This is a genomic window from Gemmatimonas aurantiaca (genome assembly GCF_037190085.1).
Taxonomy (GTDB): Bacteria; Gemmatimonadota; Gemmatimonadetes; order Gemmatimonadales; family Gemmatimonadaceae; genus Gemmatimonas; species Gemmatimonas aurantiaca_A.
The window spans coordinates 970,618-986,422 of sequence record NZ_JBBCJO010000005.1 but is presented as its reverse complement, the minus strand read 5'-3'; the positions used below and the strand labels follow the sequence as shown (position 1 = coordinate 986,422).

Genomic DNA, 15,805 nt, shown 5'->3' with positions numbered 1-15,805 from the left:
TTCCGGGTTTGGGGGTGAACAGCCGGGTCGTGGGTAACCGGTCCCGGGACGCGTGATCCGTCACCCGAAACCGGCAGTTTCACCCCCAAACCGCAAACCCACCACCCGAAACTCGCTCCCTCAGGGTCTCCCCTCCCAGATTCGCCCGCCGTCCCCTACGGCCGCCACGGACGACTCACCCGGAACCCCGAAGAGCGCGTACAGAATGTGCCGCATCGGCGTGGTGAGCGTGCGCCAGGTATTGCCATCGTAGCGCAGCACCGTCCCGCTGTCGCCCGCCGCATACACTTCGGTGGGACCGCGCCCCCAGAGACCGCGCAGATCACGCGGTGTGGCGCGGGGCAGCGCCCGCCACGCCACGCCGTCGTACCGCAGCGCCGTTCCTGAATCCCCCACGGCAAACACATCGTTGCGACCGGTGCCCCAGACGGCCCGGAGGCGGCTGTTCGTGGGGACGGACATCGGCGTCCAGCGTCCACCATCGTAATGCACGATGGTGCCGGAATCGCCCACGGCAAATACATCCGCCGGATCGCTGCCCCACACCGCGCGCAGAAAACGTTGGGTGCCGCTGGCCTGCGGACTCCAGCCCGCGCCGTTCGAACGCAGAATGGTGCCGCGCTCGCCGACGATGATGTGTTGTCCACCGCCGCTCCAGATCGCGCGCAGGACGAACAGGGTGGGCGGGGGGTCGCGTCGCCATGTGGCGCCATTGTAGCGCAGGATGGATCCGGTATCGCCCACCGCGACGATGTCGGCGGCGCTGTTACCGCTGATGCCGTAGAGATCATGCGCCTCCGGCACCGCTTCCAGGGCCCACGACTGGCCCTGACGACGGAACACCGTGCCGCCGAGTCCCACGGCGAACATGCCCCCGCCGGCCGCACCCCAGGTGGACAGCAGTGGGGGGTCGGTGAGCTCGGTGGTGGCCGTGGCCACCAGACCGGGTCCGCGCAGTCGCACGATGGTGCCATACCAGCCGGCGATGCGCAGATCGTCGTTCCCGCGCCGGGTGATGGCGCGCAGATTCTGCCCGTTGCCGATGCTCAAGGCCCGCCACGTGGTGCCGTCGAAGTAATAGGTGGCGCCGTTGTTGCCCACCGCATACACGTCGTTGAACGCACGTCCCCTGATCGCGAACAGATTGGCGGTTCCCGGTGTGGCCATGTTCGACCATCCGATGCCGTCGTATCGCACGATCGTGCCGTTCACACCCACCGCGAAAACATTCGTCGCGCTGGTGCCCCAGACGTCGAAATACGGCATGCCGTCGGGGGAGCGCATACGACGCCAGGCCGTGCCGTCGTACTGCAACAGCGCGCCGTTGTTGCCGACGGCGTAGAGTGCATCACTGCCGGTGCCCCAGATGCCCCACAGCTCGTCGTTCACCCCGCTCACCTGCGACTGCAGCGTCGAACCGTTCCAGTACAGAATCGTGCCGCGGTCGCCCACGATGTACACCTCGTTGGCGGAGAGGCCCCACACTTCCAGCAGCGCACCGGTCACGTTCGACGTGATGCGCCGGAACGTGGTGCCATCGCCGCGCAGGATGAGACCGCCGGTGCCCACCAGCCAGATGTCGGTGGGCGATGCGCCCCACACTCCCACGATCGTTTCCGTCGTGCCCAGTGGAATCAGCTCCCACGGACCGTCATGACGCGAACGCAGCAGACCGCCGTTCTGTCCGGCGGCGTAGGTGGTGCCGTTCTCATCGTCCCAGATGCCGAGGAAGGTGACATCGGTGACGCCCGCGCGCGTGGCCTGCCATTGCTGGAGGCTGGGTGTGGCCGCGGTGACCGTGATCGGTACCGTGACGGCGACTTTACCGTCGTCTCTGGTGGAGATGAGCACCTGGGCGGTGCCCGGAGCGATGGCACGGACCACCAGATTGGCGTCGATGGTGGCCACGGTCGGCTCGAGAACGCGCCAGGTGAGGGCGGGCCTGGCAATGACCTGACCGAGACTGTCGCGCGCTTCGACCACGAGCGCCTGTTCCTGTCCGGCCTGGAGAGCAACGGACGCCGGATTCACGGTGAGCGACACGATGCCGGATGGTGTCGGGTCCGGCACCGGGGACAGCGTGTCCTTGCAAGCGGCGAGCAGCCCCACCAGGATCACCGATAGCGTCACAGGCAGATTCGCGGAGCGGATCGCCGGCCGCGACGGGAACGGCGACCGATTGGCGCGTGTCGCTCTGATCAGATGCCACAAAGTATCGAAGACGGACATTGACGGAACCTGATTGCCGGGGGGCGGTCCCCGCAACGTCTCACGCACGACGTGCAGGGATCATCCGCCGGCCTTTCAGGACTTCGCTCACACCTTCGTCACCCCTCTGAATCGTGGAGTGAAATCGGGGAACACCACCGACAGATTGGGATTCCCCAGACGGTTCTGCACGATCTCCGCCAGCATGTCGCGGTGATCGAGTGTGACACGCAGGTCCTGGCCCGCTTCGAGATTCTCGCGGGCGAGTCCCGGCCAGCCGTTCGTGAGCACACGTCCGCCGGCGATCTTGCGACCCATCGCGAAGGCCACGTTGCCGCGGCCGTGATCGGTGCCCCGTGTGCCGTTCTCCCGTGCGTTGCGACCGAACTCCGAAATGATCACCACGGTCACGCCGTACGACGTGGTTCCCTGAATGACATCGGCGTGGAACGCCGCCAGCGCGCGTGACAGGTCGAGCATCTTGTTGTGCATGAACCCGCCGTCCAGGTCGGCGAGTGGACCCTGCGTGGCATGCGTGTCCCACCCGCCATTGAAGGCGTGCACCGCTTCCACACCCACGTCCGCTTTGATGAGCGCCGCGGCAGAGCGCAGGGCCTGTCCGAAGCCGGAGGTCGGATATGCGGCGCCATTGGTGGGTGCGTATCCGGAGAAATTGATGCGCTGCAGCAACGCGATGGTGTTGGTCGAATCGAGCGCGTTGTCGGCAACGGGATCGATGGCGGGGGCATAGTTCTGCGCCAGCCATTGTGTGCGAGCGGCGGAGGTGGAGCCACTGCCGCCGATGGTGAAGTTGGCGGGATTGGGGATCGGCAACGTCTTCGGTCCGCCCACGAGCGTCTGCGGAAGTCCCGACGTCAGCCCCAGGGCACGCAGCGGTGCCTCACTGCGCAGCGGCGTCACCGTGGCCAGATGGCGGCCGAGCCAACCGCCGGTCACGCGGGGGTCCTGCGGTTTGCCCACTTCGATGTAGCGCTGGGCGTCGAAGTGGGAACGTGAGGTGTCCACCGATCCGGTGGCATGCACGACCAGCAGATCGCCGGCCTGATAGGCCGGCATGAGCGGGGCCATGCCGGGCGAGAAGCCGAAAAAATTGTCCAACGCCACGGCCCTGGCGCCCGTGCCGGCGGCGTCGGGGCGGGGGATGGCCAGCGTGGGTCGCCCGGTGTAGTAGTCGGGATCACCGAATGGCACGACCAGCGACATGCCATCGGTGCCACCGCTCAGGAAAATCGAGACGATCACATCACGCGAAGAGTTCGCGGACTGGGCGAGCACCACCTTGGGCAGCCAGGCCGGCAGCAGCGCGCTGATGCCCACGCCGCCCGCCAACGTGAGAAAATCCCGGCGCGCGAGCGAATGGTACTCCTGACATCCCGGGTCGTGCTGATGGTCGGTCATGGGTATGCGGCGCAGACGGGAAGTGACGGTGACGGGAGGGCGATCGGTACCAAGATCAGTACCAAGATCAATACCACTGGAACTCCTGGGCGGAGAGCGCCAGGGACAGCGTCTCGCGCACGCGGGTGTCGTTGTACGTGCCACCCTTGAGATAGGTGAGCAACGCGGTGCGCAGACTGACCGGCATCTCGCCGGCGAAGAAACGTGAGCCGATCTGCGCCACTACGCCGTCGGCGTTGTCGGGTGCACGGAAGAGCATGGAGTCGACGCGTGTGGCCGTCGCGCTGTTCTGCACGGAGAGCGCCTGGGCATACGACCAGCGCGTGATCACCAGGCCGCTCCACCAGTCGATGCGATCGGGGTACCCGTTGGGTTGCTCCCACTGGAACAGCGGCATGCCCATCTGATCGGCGCGCGTGCGCACGGACCGGATGTTCTGCACGCTCACCGTGTCGGTGCCCAACGCGCGCAATGCGGACACGGCATAGTGAAACGGGCGTTTGTACTTCGCCGGCGCCGCCAGGAGGTTCCTGCTGGCGAGAATCGTGCGGATCATCGACGGGATGTCGCCGCCGGTCCGTGTGAAGGTGGCTGCCGTGGCTTCCACGACCGACACGGGCGGTTCATAGGCCAGCAGCCAACGCGCCATCTTCCACGCGATGTACCGGGCCGTGCTCGGATGCTGCAGCAGCATGTCGATGGCCGCGTCCCCTTCGCTCTGCATCTGGGCGTCGGTGGCGGTGGTGGCCATGGCCGGAAAGCTGCGTCCCAGGAAGGTCTTCGCGTTGCGATCGTGATAGGAGCGGATGAAGCGGAACGCGCCGGTGTTGGTCATGCTCCAGCCGGTCAGAATGCGCGAGAGCTCCGCGACGTCCGTCTGGGTGTAGCCGCCATCCACACCCATGGTGTGGAGCTCCATGATCTCACGCGCATAGTTCTGGTTCGGCGTGGGCGTGCGGCTGGTATTCTGGTCGAGATAGTACAGCATCGCCCCACTGTGCGCCGATGCGCGCAGCAGGTCGGAAAATTTGCCCAGTGCGTGAGGGCGGATCACTTCCCGGTCGTCGGCCATCTTGAGAAAGCCGACCTTGTTGATGCTGATCGTGAAATGATCGGTCCAGAAGTCGATCATGCGTTCACGCAATTGCGCCTTCGCGAAGGCCGCGCGATACCAGGCCGCATCGGCGAGTTGTGCCACCACTTCGCCACCATCGGCGGTGCGCAGCAGATCGGCGGTCATCTGCGTCATGGGCAACCGCGAGGCGATCGTGCTTTCGAGCGCCGCATCGTCCATGCTGGCCGGACGGAGCTGATACTCGAGATACCCGTTGTAGCCCAGCTGCCGGGCCAGCGCCACGTCCGCGGGCGCGAGGCCCATCGTCACCCGGCGTACGAGTCGGAGGAGTGGATCCTTCCATTGGGCGGAGGGATCCTGTCCCGCGCTCGTGCCCGCGGGCAGCGGCGTGGGTCTGCCCACTGGCCGCTGAGCTTGCAGCTGACGACCGATGGCCAATCCAGCGGCCGCCGATGCACCGAGCGCAAAAAAACGTCGACGGTCGGCCACCGCGGAGTGGCCATCGGATCCGCTGCCGGATTCGCTTCCGGATTCATATCCGGGTTCACGGTCGTTCGGAGAGATTTCCGAAAGTGCCTCGGTGTCGCTCGATGCCATGGCGTGGCCGGTTACGTGGGGACGTTGGGCGCGGAGATCGTGATATCGACGATCAAGTGTACACATCCTCAACGCGTTGCGTATGATCACAATGTGAGATCACACACACAGTGCGTAAATACCGCGATATCCCTCGCCTGGCAGCGACGGGCGTGGCCGATGCCGTCACATCGTGCGCTCACGACGCGCTATGGGAGTCCGCCGGCGTTCAACCCGTAGATGGCCTGCAGCAGCGCGAGTGCGACAAAACCGACGAGCCCGCCAAGTCCGAGAATCAGCAGGGGTTCGATCAGTGTGACCACACGGGCGATCGTGCGCTGCGCTTCGGTTTCCGCTGCCGCGGCGGCGCGTTCAGCCAGGGGGGCCAGCGCGCCGGCCGCCTCGCCGGCCTCCAGTAGCTGACGGGGCAACGCCGGCAACAGGTCACCCATGGCTTCCCCGAGCGGGCGCCCATCACGCACGCGCGCTTCCACGGGCTCCAGTCGTTCCGCGAACGCCCCGTTCTCCACCGTGTGGCGGGCCAACGCCATCGCGCGCAACACGCTGACCCCCGAGGTGAGTGCGAGTGCCAGCGTTCGCAGATACCGGGCGCTGTCGAGATGCCACTCCGCGTTGCCCCACACGGGCATACCGAACCGCCAGGTGTGCCACCGCCGCCGCCCTTCCGGTGATCGCACCCACTGCCGAAACAGTACGGGCGCGCTCACGATCGCGCCCAGCCAGAGCCACCACCAGCGACTCAGGATCGCACTCACACCCACCAGCAGACGGGTGCTGAACGGCAGATCCGCGCCGGCGTCGACCAGCAGGGCGGAGAATCGTGGCACCACCACGAACACGATGACGAGCGTGGCCATCGCCGACGAGAGTGCCAGCAACACCGGATAGGTCAGCGCCGCGCGGATACGTCCCTGCAAATCGGCGTTGCGCTCGAGATAGTCCGCCAGCGATACGAAGGCGGTCGGCAGGGTTCCGGTGGCCTCGGCGGCCGCGATGGTCGGGCCCATCATCGGGGGGAGCGCCGCTTCCGCACTGCACGCCGCCGACAGGGGCTGTCCGTCACGCACGGCGTTGCGTACACGGCTCAAGGGCGCACGCCACGGCTCGGGAGCGGTGGTGGACGCGTGCTGGAGCGTCTTGTCGATGGGAACGCCCGCCGAGAGCAGGGTGGCGATGCCTCGCACGAGGACCGCCAGGGACTCGGCCTGTTGCCCACTGAGGCGTGCCCACCATGACGACGGCGTCCAGAGTGTACGCGAGTGCTCCCGCGTGTCGAGCGACGCCGCCGACAACCCCGATGAGGGATCCGAGCGGGCAGTGTCGTCGTGCGGTTCGAGATGGATCACCCACAGAGACGCCGTGCGGAGTTGTGTCAACGCATCCTGCGCCGTGGACGCCGACAACTCACCGGTCACTTCGCGTCCGTCCGCATGGGCCGCGCGATAGTGCCATCGATGTGACGGACTCACGCGTCGTCCAGCGGGATGGCTCCCGCGCGCGATGTGGGACCCGTCACGCGCAATATCTCGGACGGCGTGGTCATCCCCTCCACCACCGCGCGATGTCCGTCCTCGAACAGGGAACGGGTGCCGGCATCGCGTGCGAGATCACGCAGAGCACGCAGGCCGGCGCCGTGAGCCATGGCGTCGCGCATGGCGTCGGACACCACCAGCAGTTCGGCGATGGCCAGGCGGCCCCGGAATCCCGAGCGCGCGCAGTGTGCACAGCCCACGCCTTCACGGATCCGCGCCAACGGCACCGACGTGAACGGCACCGACGTGAACGCCCGCTGTTCGTCGTCGCGTGCGGCGCGCCACTGTCCGCATGCGGAACAGGTGCGGCGGACCAGTCGTTGCGCCAGCACGCCCTGCAACGTGCCGGCGAGCAGGTAGGGCGGAATGCCCATGTCCAGCAGGCGCACGACCGCGCCGACGGCATCGGTGGTATGCACCGTGCTCAGAACCAGATGGCCGGTGAGCGCGGCCCGCACGGCGATCTCCGCGGTCTCCGCATCGCGCATCTCTCCCACGAGGATCACGTCGGGGTCGTGCCTGAGGATGGCTCTCAGCGCCTGCGCGAATCCGAACCCGCCGCGGGTGTTCGTCGGCAACTGCACCACCCCTTCGAGGCGGTATTCCACCGGGTCTTCCACCGACACGACTTTCACATCCGCCGTGCTGCGCTCGCGCAGCGAGGCGTGCAATGTGGTGGTCTTGCCCGAACCGGTGGGGCCCGACACGAGCAACAGACCCGTCTGACGGCTCACCAATGCACGCCAGGGCGTGAGAATACTCTCGTGCAGGCCGAGGCTTTCCAGCGAGCGGGGCGCACCACTTTCACTCCCTCCGTCATCACCGCCGTCGAGCAGACGCAGGACCACACTCTCGCCGTGCAGCGCGGGCAGGGTGGACACCCGCACGTCGAGAAACTGTTCACCCGCGCGGATGCGCAGGCGTCCGTCCTGCGGCAGACGTCGCTCGGCGATGTCCAGCTCGGCCAGCACTTTGAGACGCGAGATCACCGCGGCCCGGAACTCGGGTCCCAGACGCTGCATGTCGTGCAGCACACCGTCGAGCCGCATGCGCACGCGCAATCCGTCGGCGGTGCTTTCGAGATGCAGGTCGCTCGCACCCGCGCGCGCCGCTTCGGCAAACAGCGCATTCACCACCTGCACGACGGGTTCGCGACTCGCCATGGCGCGCAGATCCTCTGCCGCGTCTGGCTCCGGCAGCGTCTCGTTCGACGTGTCGGAAACCCGCGGCGCGGCGAGCAGTGCCGCGCGGATCTCCGTCGCGTCGTGTATCACGAGATCGACATCGGCTTCGAGCCGTCGCTCGAGTGCGTCCCGCACCGTCGTCGGCAGAGCGCCCGTGGCGGCCACACGCGCGCGGCCCTGCTGCAGGTCGATGGGCAGCACGGCATGTTCATCCAGCCATCGCACGGGAAACCGATGCGCCAGCGGGCCACCGGCCGCCACACGCAGGTCCCGCGCTTCGGACACCGGAACGTCCACCATCAGCGCGGCGGTGGCCGACGGGTCACTGGAGTATCGTCGAGCGCACCCGGCGACCGGCGTTCCATGCGCTCACGGACGCGTTCCCGCACGGAGTCGGCGTCCGCATCGGAGCGCACGACATAGGGCGTGACGAAGATCGCCAGCTCCGTGCGCTGACGCGTGGTGGATTGCCGCTTGAAGAGGGCGCCGAGGAAGGGGATGTCCTTGAGCACCGGCAGTCCCTGATCGAGCGTCTGCCGCGATTCGCCGATCAGACCGGCGATGACGGCGGTCTGCCCGTCACGCAGGACCGCGCGGGTGCTCGCTTCGCGCGTGGAGATCACCGGCGCACTGAGAGCGGCGGCGACGGTCTGCGGGGTGAGCGAACTCACTTCCTGCAGCAATTGCACGCTGATGTAACCGTCGTCGTTGATGGTGGGGATGATGGACAGCTTCGTCCCCACATCCTGGTACTGCACGGCCCGGTCGATGGAGATGTCGTTGCCAAGGCGGGTGGACGAGATGAACGGCACTTTGCTGCCCACGAGAATCGAGGCTTCGCGGTTGTTGGCTGCCATGATCTCCGGCGTGGACAGCACCTGCACTTCGCTCTTCGAGGCGATCGTGCGCAGCAGGGCCCGCACACCGGTGCCATCGAGACGCACGACCCGCAGCAGTGCCGACGTGGACCCGGTATCGGGAATCTCCGGATTGCCGAACTGTGCCTGCACATCGCCGCCCCGGTTCACGGCGGCCCAGTCGATGCCGAATTCGAACCCCCGCCCCAGCACGATCTCGGCGATCGTCACTTCGAACAGCACCTGCGTGGGACGGGTGTCGAGCGCGTCGATGGTTTCCCGCAACATGGGGAAGTTGGGAGGCGCCGTCCGGATCACGAGAGAATTGGTGGGCACGTTCGCCACCACGGTGGTCCGGCCCACGAGCAGGCCTGCCGCCGAGTCACGTGCGGCGGTGGCGCCACCCGACGCGGAGGGGGGATTCCCCGCACCGGTGTTGCCCGTCAGGGCGCGGGCACGGAAGGTGTCCTGTTCGCGATTGCGGAAGGTGTCGAGCGCGCGTGAGAGGGAACGGTCGGCGAGCGAGGTGCCGGCCGCATTCGCCACCTGCACGCCGAACAGGGAACCGATGGCCGATGCCATCTCGTCGGCCGCGGCGTACTTGAGATTCACGACATACGTGCGAAGACCAGCCTCGCCACTGGGTGTGCCGTCGAGGGTGCGCAGCAGATCGAGATAGCGCACCATGTTGGCGCCGCGATCGACGATGAGCAGAGCATTGGATCGGGCCACGATTTCCACGCGTGCACCCTTGGCCAGCACTGCGCGGAGCGCGTCGGCTCCCTCGTCGGCGCGGATGGATTGCAGCGGCACCAGCTGTGACACGAGTCCGAGCGGCGGTGGATCGGGGAAGACGAATCCCGTGCGCAGTGCGCCCGTCATGGGAGCCTTGTCGTTCGGCACGACCTGCGCCACCGAACCACTCGGCACCAGCATGAGACCATGCGCTTCCAATACCGACTCCAATACCCGTTCGAGTTCCGCGGTGCTCACGGCGGACGGCGTGGCCAGCGTGAGCCGGACATCGGGGATCTCACTCAGAATCACCGTACGCCCCAGCATCGTCGCCAGCGTACGAATGACATCGGCCAGTCGCGCGTTGGCGAAGTCGAGCGAGTTGCCCGGCCCTCCGCGTCGCGCGTTGGTTGCGGAGTCATTCGTGGCGCGTTGCGCCGCGAGCGAGCGGGGGAGACCGGCAGCGGCGCTGATCACGACCAACGCGGCGACGATCGGTCTGACATGCACGCGGGAAAGATGCATCACGGGCGCTGGGCGCTGGAGTCGGATGAGAGTGGCCGATGCAGTCGCAGGGTGCGGACCCCGCTGCCTGACGTCAGCACGACGTGATCACTGCCGATGGTACGTACACGAAAATTGCCTATCCGCTCGCCGACACCGAGCAGGCGCGGGGACGAGGGGGATGATTCGGTGGCAGGCTCCTCGCCAGAGGAGGAAGAGGAAGCGACGCGGATCAGCGCCAGCGCACGCCCTTCATGTGTCACGATCCCTTCCAGGACCACCTCGGGCGCGCTGGTCGACTCCGCGGTCGCATCCGTGTCGCCAACAAAGGATGCCGGCGCACCGTAGTCCTGGCCGGGAGCTACGAAGGCCGTGCGCGGCGCGCGGCGCGATGCACTGAAGAGATTGGCGGCGACGATGCGTGTGGGTTGATCGTCGGCATTGTTCGTACGGGTGAGTGCCGCAGGGGTGGCGATGGCAGACTCGCGGGGCAACTCGTGATGCGCGGCCGGAACTTCTGTGGAAAGAGGCAGCACCGCCAACAGCAGTGCCACGATCACGAACACGGCTGCCAACGTATCGAGAAGAGTGGGGAGCAGGCGGCGCATCAGTCGATCACCACCGGCGCTTTCACACCCACCACCACCTGCACGACATCCGGTGCTCCGCGCAGGGCACTGTTCTGCTGCACCGTCAGCGATGTCGGCAACACCACCCGCGGCCCCATGGTCAGCGTGTGCAACAACGTGGCCACACCACGAATGTCACCATAGGCGGCCAGCGTGCCTCCCGTGGCGCCGGTGCTGTCGAGAACCGACGAGACATCCACGCGCGTGACCACCATGCCCGCGCCTTCGCCGGCATCCTGCAGCAGGGCCTGCAGGGCGTTGGCTGCCAGTGCCGGCGATGCGGCATGGAGCGCGCGTCGTGGGCTGCCCGCCAACAACCGCTCTTCGTGAGTCGCCGCGGAGTCGAGTGCCGGCGCCTGTTCAAGCAGACCGCGGAGTGCGGCGATGCGTTCCCGCGCGTTGTCGATATGCTGCGCCCGTTCGCGCCACTGGCGAACGGCCGGCACAACGCCATAACTCAGGAGTATCGCCAACAGCAGCACGGTCAGGGCACCGGTGATGACCCGCCGGTCTCCCGCCGCGACGGGACGATTCATGACGGTACGCTTCATGGCGCGGCGCTTCCGCTCACGTTACTCGTCGCATCTCCCGCCACACGAAATCCGATGGCGAACGAACTCCTCGCCCGCCCCGCATCGAGAAACCGTGTGCTCGGTGCCAACGATTGCACATCGTCGATCACGGAGTCCGCGTCGAGCAATGGCACGAGACGGGAGGCATTGATGGCACTGCCGTCGATGCGCCAGCGCGTGCCATCCCACTCGAGTCGCTGAACAAACGCGTCCGCGGGAATGAGCGTGCCAAGCCTGGCCAGCACGGCCATGGGGGCATCGGCGGCGTGGGCAGCCCGCGCGGAGGCGTCGAGGATACGTCGTTCGTCGAGCGCTCTGAACAGACGCTGCTGCGCGGCGCGCGGCGGTGCTCCGGCGGTTTCCAATCGTGCCTGCTCGGCCTCCAGCGCGATCAGTGTGCGTGTCTGCCGCTGATTCGCGGCCCAGCCCAGTGCCAGCAGCGCGACGGCGGCGAGCAGCGCCGAACGCCAGAGGCGACGACGTTCACGACGTTCGAGTCGCAAGCCGAGCGTGGTGTCGAGCAGCTGATCGGCCGCGGGGATGTTCGAACGGCCGGCAATGATGCGCGCCAGGGCCTGCACATCGAGTGGAGCAGGGAGCGCATCCGCAGCGCGGGCTGCACGATGACCTCCGGTCGATGCCGGGTGAGTCGACGCCAAACGGCTCCGGCGAATCTCCGCCAGCCCGTTGCCATCCACGACGACCAACCCGCCTTCGTCGCGACCTGCCTCCGTCCGCCAGGTGCCGACAAGTCCCGCCATTCGCACGGCGCTGGGCAATGCCAGCACCGCATGAATGGGCGCGATCCGTTCGAATGCGTCCCACCAGCGACGCAGGCGCGCGGCGTCCGTGGCACAGGCCCAGTCACCGTCCAGCGCGGTGGCGACATCACCCTCACACACGAAAAACCGATCGCGATCGGCCCGCAGCATCCGATGCCGCACGGACGCCGGCACCGATGGCAGGTCGTGACGCACCGGTTCAAGGAACCCGAGACCCACGATCAGCGTCAGTTCCCGCGGCACACCTCCCGATTGGGTCAGGATATCACGCACCGCCTCGACGATATCGGCGGGGGCGTCGGGGTTCCAAGACACTTCATGTGTGGATCGTGCACCGGCATCGTGCACCACCTGCACCCGATGCGATTCGAGGACGAGGACCGCGCGGCGGCTCATCGGCTCATCTCCCGCCAGCGGACGAGGCGCAGTTCGGTGCCCTGCACGGCAAAGACCGCCTGGATCTCGCGCGACAGCAACGCATCGCGCTGCCAGCCTCGCGCAACGATCACGAGCCGTGTGGGTCGATCGCTGAGGGAGCCGGCGGCCGCGGCGAGCACCGACCTGGGCGCATGTCGCCGGTCGATCGTGCCGTCACCATCCACCGTGAGCTGTTCGGCCACCGGCGCAAGCCAGCGCGCATCGTTGCCGAGGAAGGCCTCCACTTCGTCGAGCGATTCGAAGGGGTGCCGTACGGCCTCACCACGATCGTTTCCGCGCACCCGGGCGTCGAGACGCGATGCGATGCGCTGCGCCGTGCCGGCGTCCAGGACCGTACGGAAGAGTGTTTCCAATCCCTCGCGGCCGGCGGTGTTGATATCGAGACGCGCGCTGGCGTTCACGACCGTGGCGGCAAATGCACCATCGTCGAGCGAATCGGCGATCACGGGCGCGTTGGAGGTCGATACCGCGGTGAGCAGACGATCGAAATCGCTGTCGACGTTTTCCTGCAAAGCGTCGGGATCACCGGCATGCCGCAGGAGCGATTCGATGTGCGCCCGTGCGGCGATGACGCCGCTCTCCGCCATCAGGCGTGCCACCGTCTGCGCGCGACGGTTGGCCGTCAACGATGCCGTGCTGCGTGCTCCACGACTGGCCATGGCCGTCACGGTGGCCAACAGAGTGACGGCAAACAGCGTGGCCAGCAGCGCCGTGCCGCGTCGTGTGCGGGGGATGGACCTCGTCATGGATTTGTCACCGATCCACACCTGCGCCCACGAACGCATCCAGATGCAGCACAAAAGGCGAGGCCGCACGATCGACGACAGGATCACCCGTCCGACGATCCTGCCACCGGATGGTGATGGCCGATGGCCGCATCTGCGCCAGGGGCCAGTCGGTGCGCCAGCGTGCGTTGTTGTCCACACCGTTGCGGACACCGGCGCCACCCACCGCCGCTTCCAGCAGTTCGATCTGCAGCGCACCGGAAGCGGGGACACGGGCCAGCAGCGCGGGTGTGTGTGTCCCGTCGGGCATCGTCGCTGACGGGATCCCCAATGGTTCTGCTTCCAGCAACACGCCGAGCCTGTCCTCACGCACCACGACGGCCCAGATGGCCCCTGTGCCGAAGGGCTCCACCACCCCCTGCGAAAGAAAGCGGAGTTCGGGTCCGTATTCCGTCTCGCGCAGAGTGAGCAGCGGTTCGTTCACGCGTTCGGCCGACGGCGCATGACGCAGCATATCCGTCAACAGGGCGCGCCAGCGCATCCCGGTGGCCTCCTCCGTGGCGAAACGGGATTGCACTTCACTGGTGCGCCGCGCCGCCCAGAGTGCACCGGCGGCGACCCCCGCGGCCATGGCCGTGAGTGAGAGCGCAATCGCCACCTCCAGCAAGGTGAAACCCGACCGGCGATTCATCGCACCGTCCCCGGGCGTTGCTCCACCAGACGGGTGAGACGCACCAGGCGTCCGTCGGCATCCCGCACTTCCACGCTCACCCGTTCCACGCGGGCATCGGGGAACCGCGTGTACCCCATGCGATGCACCTGGGCGCCGCCTTCTGCATGAACCCCGCTCACGGGTGGCGCGAAGGGCTCCCGTGCCTGTTCCAATGCCGACTCCGCACGGGACAACGCGGCGTTCACGGCTGCGGCACGATGCTGGAGGTCGGCGGCACCATGAGTGCCTTCGAGGCAGGCCACGGCGACCACGGCCAGAATCACCGTCGCGAGCAACGCTTCGAGCAGCGTCATGGGCGCATTCCGGCTGTGTCATCCAGCCACCGGCATCGCGTGGGATCGAAGGGGGCATCACGTGCCGTCGCGTCGACGGGAAGGCAGGTGCCCAGTGGGTCGATCTCCAGTGTGAAGGCGCGCGGCCACGCCGTCGCGTGTTCCGTATCCGGTGTACCCACGATCTGTCCGTCCGCCAGCACGACCGCCGCGGCGTCCTGTGTGGTGGAGGCGCGTCGACTGCGCACCGTCCAACGTCCCGCGTCGTTCATGTGCACGAGCAGTCGCTCGCCACGGGCGGCCGCCAGTCTTCGCCCCAGACTCACCACGTCCCCGGCCGAACGCACCGCGGCGCGGGCGTCGTCACGATCCTCGCCGCGGCCGCGCGGCCACCAGGCCACCGTGGCCAAGGTGGCGCCGATGCCGATGATCGTCATCACGACCAGCAACTCCACGAGCGTATAGCCGCGCCGCGTGCGGAACGATCGCACGCGGAACGATCGCGGGGAGGCGAGTCGATGAATGTGCGCGAAATCACAGAGCGCGGGCGGCGTGCGGGGCACATCCGCACAATCTCGGATCGTGACCACGGAAGTCAACAAATCCTCCCGGGAAGTCGCGCCGGTGTCCTGCTGAAGTCCCGCGATGTAACACCGTCGCGGGCGCGACGCATCGTGGTCGCCGCGCCCGTCTCCAGCCGGTCTCTATTCGACGGTCTGTTACTTCCTGATGAGCGACTTCACGGCATCGGGCACGGCGAAGGCCGCGTCCGGCACATCGTTCACTGACACGTCGCGGATGGTCAGCACGATCTTGTTGGGCCCCACCATGGCCTCGCTCCGGGTGGGGAACTTGCGCCCGCCAAAATCCTTGTAATCCGTGAGCACCATCGTCATGGTCGTCGAACCCATGGCCGATTCCTGCGTGGCTTCGGAGCCGATGAGCAAGCCGCTGGTGGTCGAGAAGTACTGCGTGCTTTCCTTGCCCGTCGCCTTGCGCGTGAGCTTCACCCGATACGCCTTCTCGCCGGCAAAGTCGGTGACGCCCACGGTCTCCATCTTGGAGAATCGATCGGCCGCGAACAGCAGATTGCCGTAAAAATCCGCGGCTTCCCGGGCATCGGTCAGCTCCTGCGCTTCCAGCAGACGCGGCCCCTGCAGCGGGTTCAGTTGCCAGGCCACTTCGCCATTCGTGCCGGACACGATCTCGCCGACCCCGGCGATGCTGGCTTTCATGGCCATCTTGTTCGGCGCGGCCGAGATGTTCTCGGCCTGCGCGGACAAGCCCATCGACGGCATCTCCATCACGCCGACCTGACGGATGGAGGTGAGCGATTTGAACGCCTCGCCGCCGCCGATGGCCGTGATGTGCCGGGCGATGAGATCGGCCGCCGACGGAAGCGGTTGGGCCGGCAGCAGGGCAGGCCACGCGACGGTCACGACGAACGCCGCGGCCAGGGTACGCGCCACGTTCGGCAGCGAGGACGCGCCACGGAAACGGCGCATGGGAATCCGCATCAGGGGATGCTCCAGCAGAGATGACG

At 67.1% G+C, this 15,805-nt stretch carries 14 protein-coding genes; all 14 read right to left on the bottom strand.

All coding sequences use genetic code 11. The features are described 5' to 3' along the window. Positions 1–120: 120 nt before the first annotated feature. Positions 121–2,130 (bottom strand): Ig-like domain-containing protein, encoded by a 2,010-nt coding sequence (locus WG208_RS10025; RefSeq protein WP_337171203.1) that lies wholly within the window; start codon positions 2,128–2,130, stop codon positions 121–123. Between the two features lie 186 nt (positions 2,131–2,316). Continuing rightward, positions 2,317–3,627 (bottom strand): DUF1501 domain-containing protein, encoded by a 1,311-nt coding sequence (locus WG208_RS10020; protein WP_337171202.1) that lies wholly within the window; start codon positions 3,625–3,627, stop codon positions 2,317–2,319. A gap of 67 nt (positions 3,628–3,694) precedes the next feature. Further along, positions 3,695–5,299 carry a DUF1800 domain-containing protein gene (locus WG208_RS10015; protein ID WP_337171201.1) on the bottom strand — a complete coding sequence of 535 codons (1,605 nt, stop codon included), beginning with the start codon at positions 5,297–5,299 and terminating at the stop codon, positions 3,695–3,697. Between the two features lie 188 nt (positions 5,300–5,487). Next, positions 5,488–6,768, bottom strand: coding sequence for a type II secretion system F family protein (locus WG208_RS10010; RefSeq protein WP_337171200.1), 1,281 nt, complete (start codon positions 6,766–6,768; stop codon positions 5,488–5,490). Next, positions 6,765–8,315 carry a GspE/PulE family protein gene (locus WG208_RS10005; protein ID WP_337171199.1) on the bottom strand — a complete coding sequence of 517 codons (1,551 nt, stop codon included), beginning with the start codon at positions 8,313–8,315 and terminating at the stop codon, positions 6,765–6,767. The genes WG208_RS10010 and WG208_RS10005 overlap by 4 nt, the downstream gene beginning before the upstream one ends. Further along, positions 8,315–10,132, bottom strand: coding sequence for a secretin N-terminal domain-containing protein (locus tag WG208_RS10000; RefSeq protein WP_337171198.1), 1,818 nt, complete (start codon positions 10,130–10,132; stop codon positions 8,315–8,317). Before WG208_RS10000 ends, WG208_RS10005 begins: the two co-directional genes overlap by 1 nt. Next, entirely contained in the window at positions 10,132–10,719 is a 588-nt protein-coding gene (locus WG208_RS09995) for a hypothetical protein (protein WP_337171197.1), read from the bottom strand. The genes WG208_RS10000 and WG208_RS09995 overlap by 1 nt, the downstream gene beginning before the upstream one ends. Then, positions 10,719–11,276, bottom strand: a complete 558-nt coding sequence (locus tag WG208_RS09990; protein WP_337171196.1) for a hypothetical protein — start codon at positions 11,274–11,276, stop codon at positions 10,719–10,721. The genes WG208_RS09995 and WG208_RS09990 overlap by 1 nt, the downstream gene beginning before the upstream one ends. Positions 11,277–11,287: 11 nt before the next feature. Continuing rightward, a complete protein-coding gene (locus WG208_RS09985) occupies positions 11,288–12,490 on the bottom strand; it encodes a PilN domain-containing protein (RefSeq protein ID WP_337171195.1) in 1,203 nt (400 codons plus the stop codon). After that, complete coding sequence (locus tag WG208_RS09980) at positions 12,487–13,278, bottom strand: hypothetical protein (protein WP_337171194.1); 792 nt, start codon at positions 13,276–13,278, stop codon at positions 12,487–12,489. The genes WG208_RS09985 and WG208_RS09980 overlap by 4 nt, the downstream gene beginning before the upstream one ends. Positions 13,279–13,285: 7 nt before the next feature. Next, positions 13,286–13,948 (bottom strand): prepilin-type N-terminal cleavage/methylation domain-containing protein, encoded by a 663-nt coding sequence (locus tag WG208_RS09975; RefSeq protein ID WP_337171193.1) that lies wholly within the window; start codon positions 13,946–13,948, stop codon positions 13,286–13,288. After that, a complete protein-coding gene (locus WG208_RS09970) occupies positions 13,945–14,283 on the bottom strand; it encodes a hypothetical protein (RefSeq protein ID WP_337171192.1) in 339 nt (112 codons plus the stop codon). Before WG208_RS09970 ends, WG208_RS09975 begins: the two co-directional genes overlap by 4 nt. Continuing rightward, positions 14,280–14,852: a prepilin-type N-terminal cleavage/methylation domain-containing protein gene (locus WG208_RS09965; protein ID WP_337171191.1), complete on the bottom strand. Its 573-nt coding sequence runs from the start codon at positions 14,850–14,852 to the stop codon at positions 14,280–14,282. Before WG208_RS09965 ends, WG208_RS09970 begins: the two co-directional genes overlap by 4 nt. A 129-nt stretch (positions 14,853–14,981) precedes the next feature. After that, positions 14,982–15,767: a hypothetical protein gene (locus WG208_RS09960; RefSeq protein WP_337171190.1), complete on the bottom strand. Its 786-nt coding sequence runs from the start codon at positions 15,765–15,767 to the stop codon at positions 14,982–14,984. Positions 15,768–15,805: the final 38 nt, after the last annotated feature.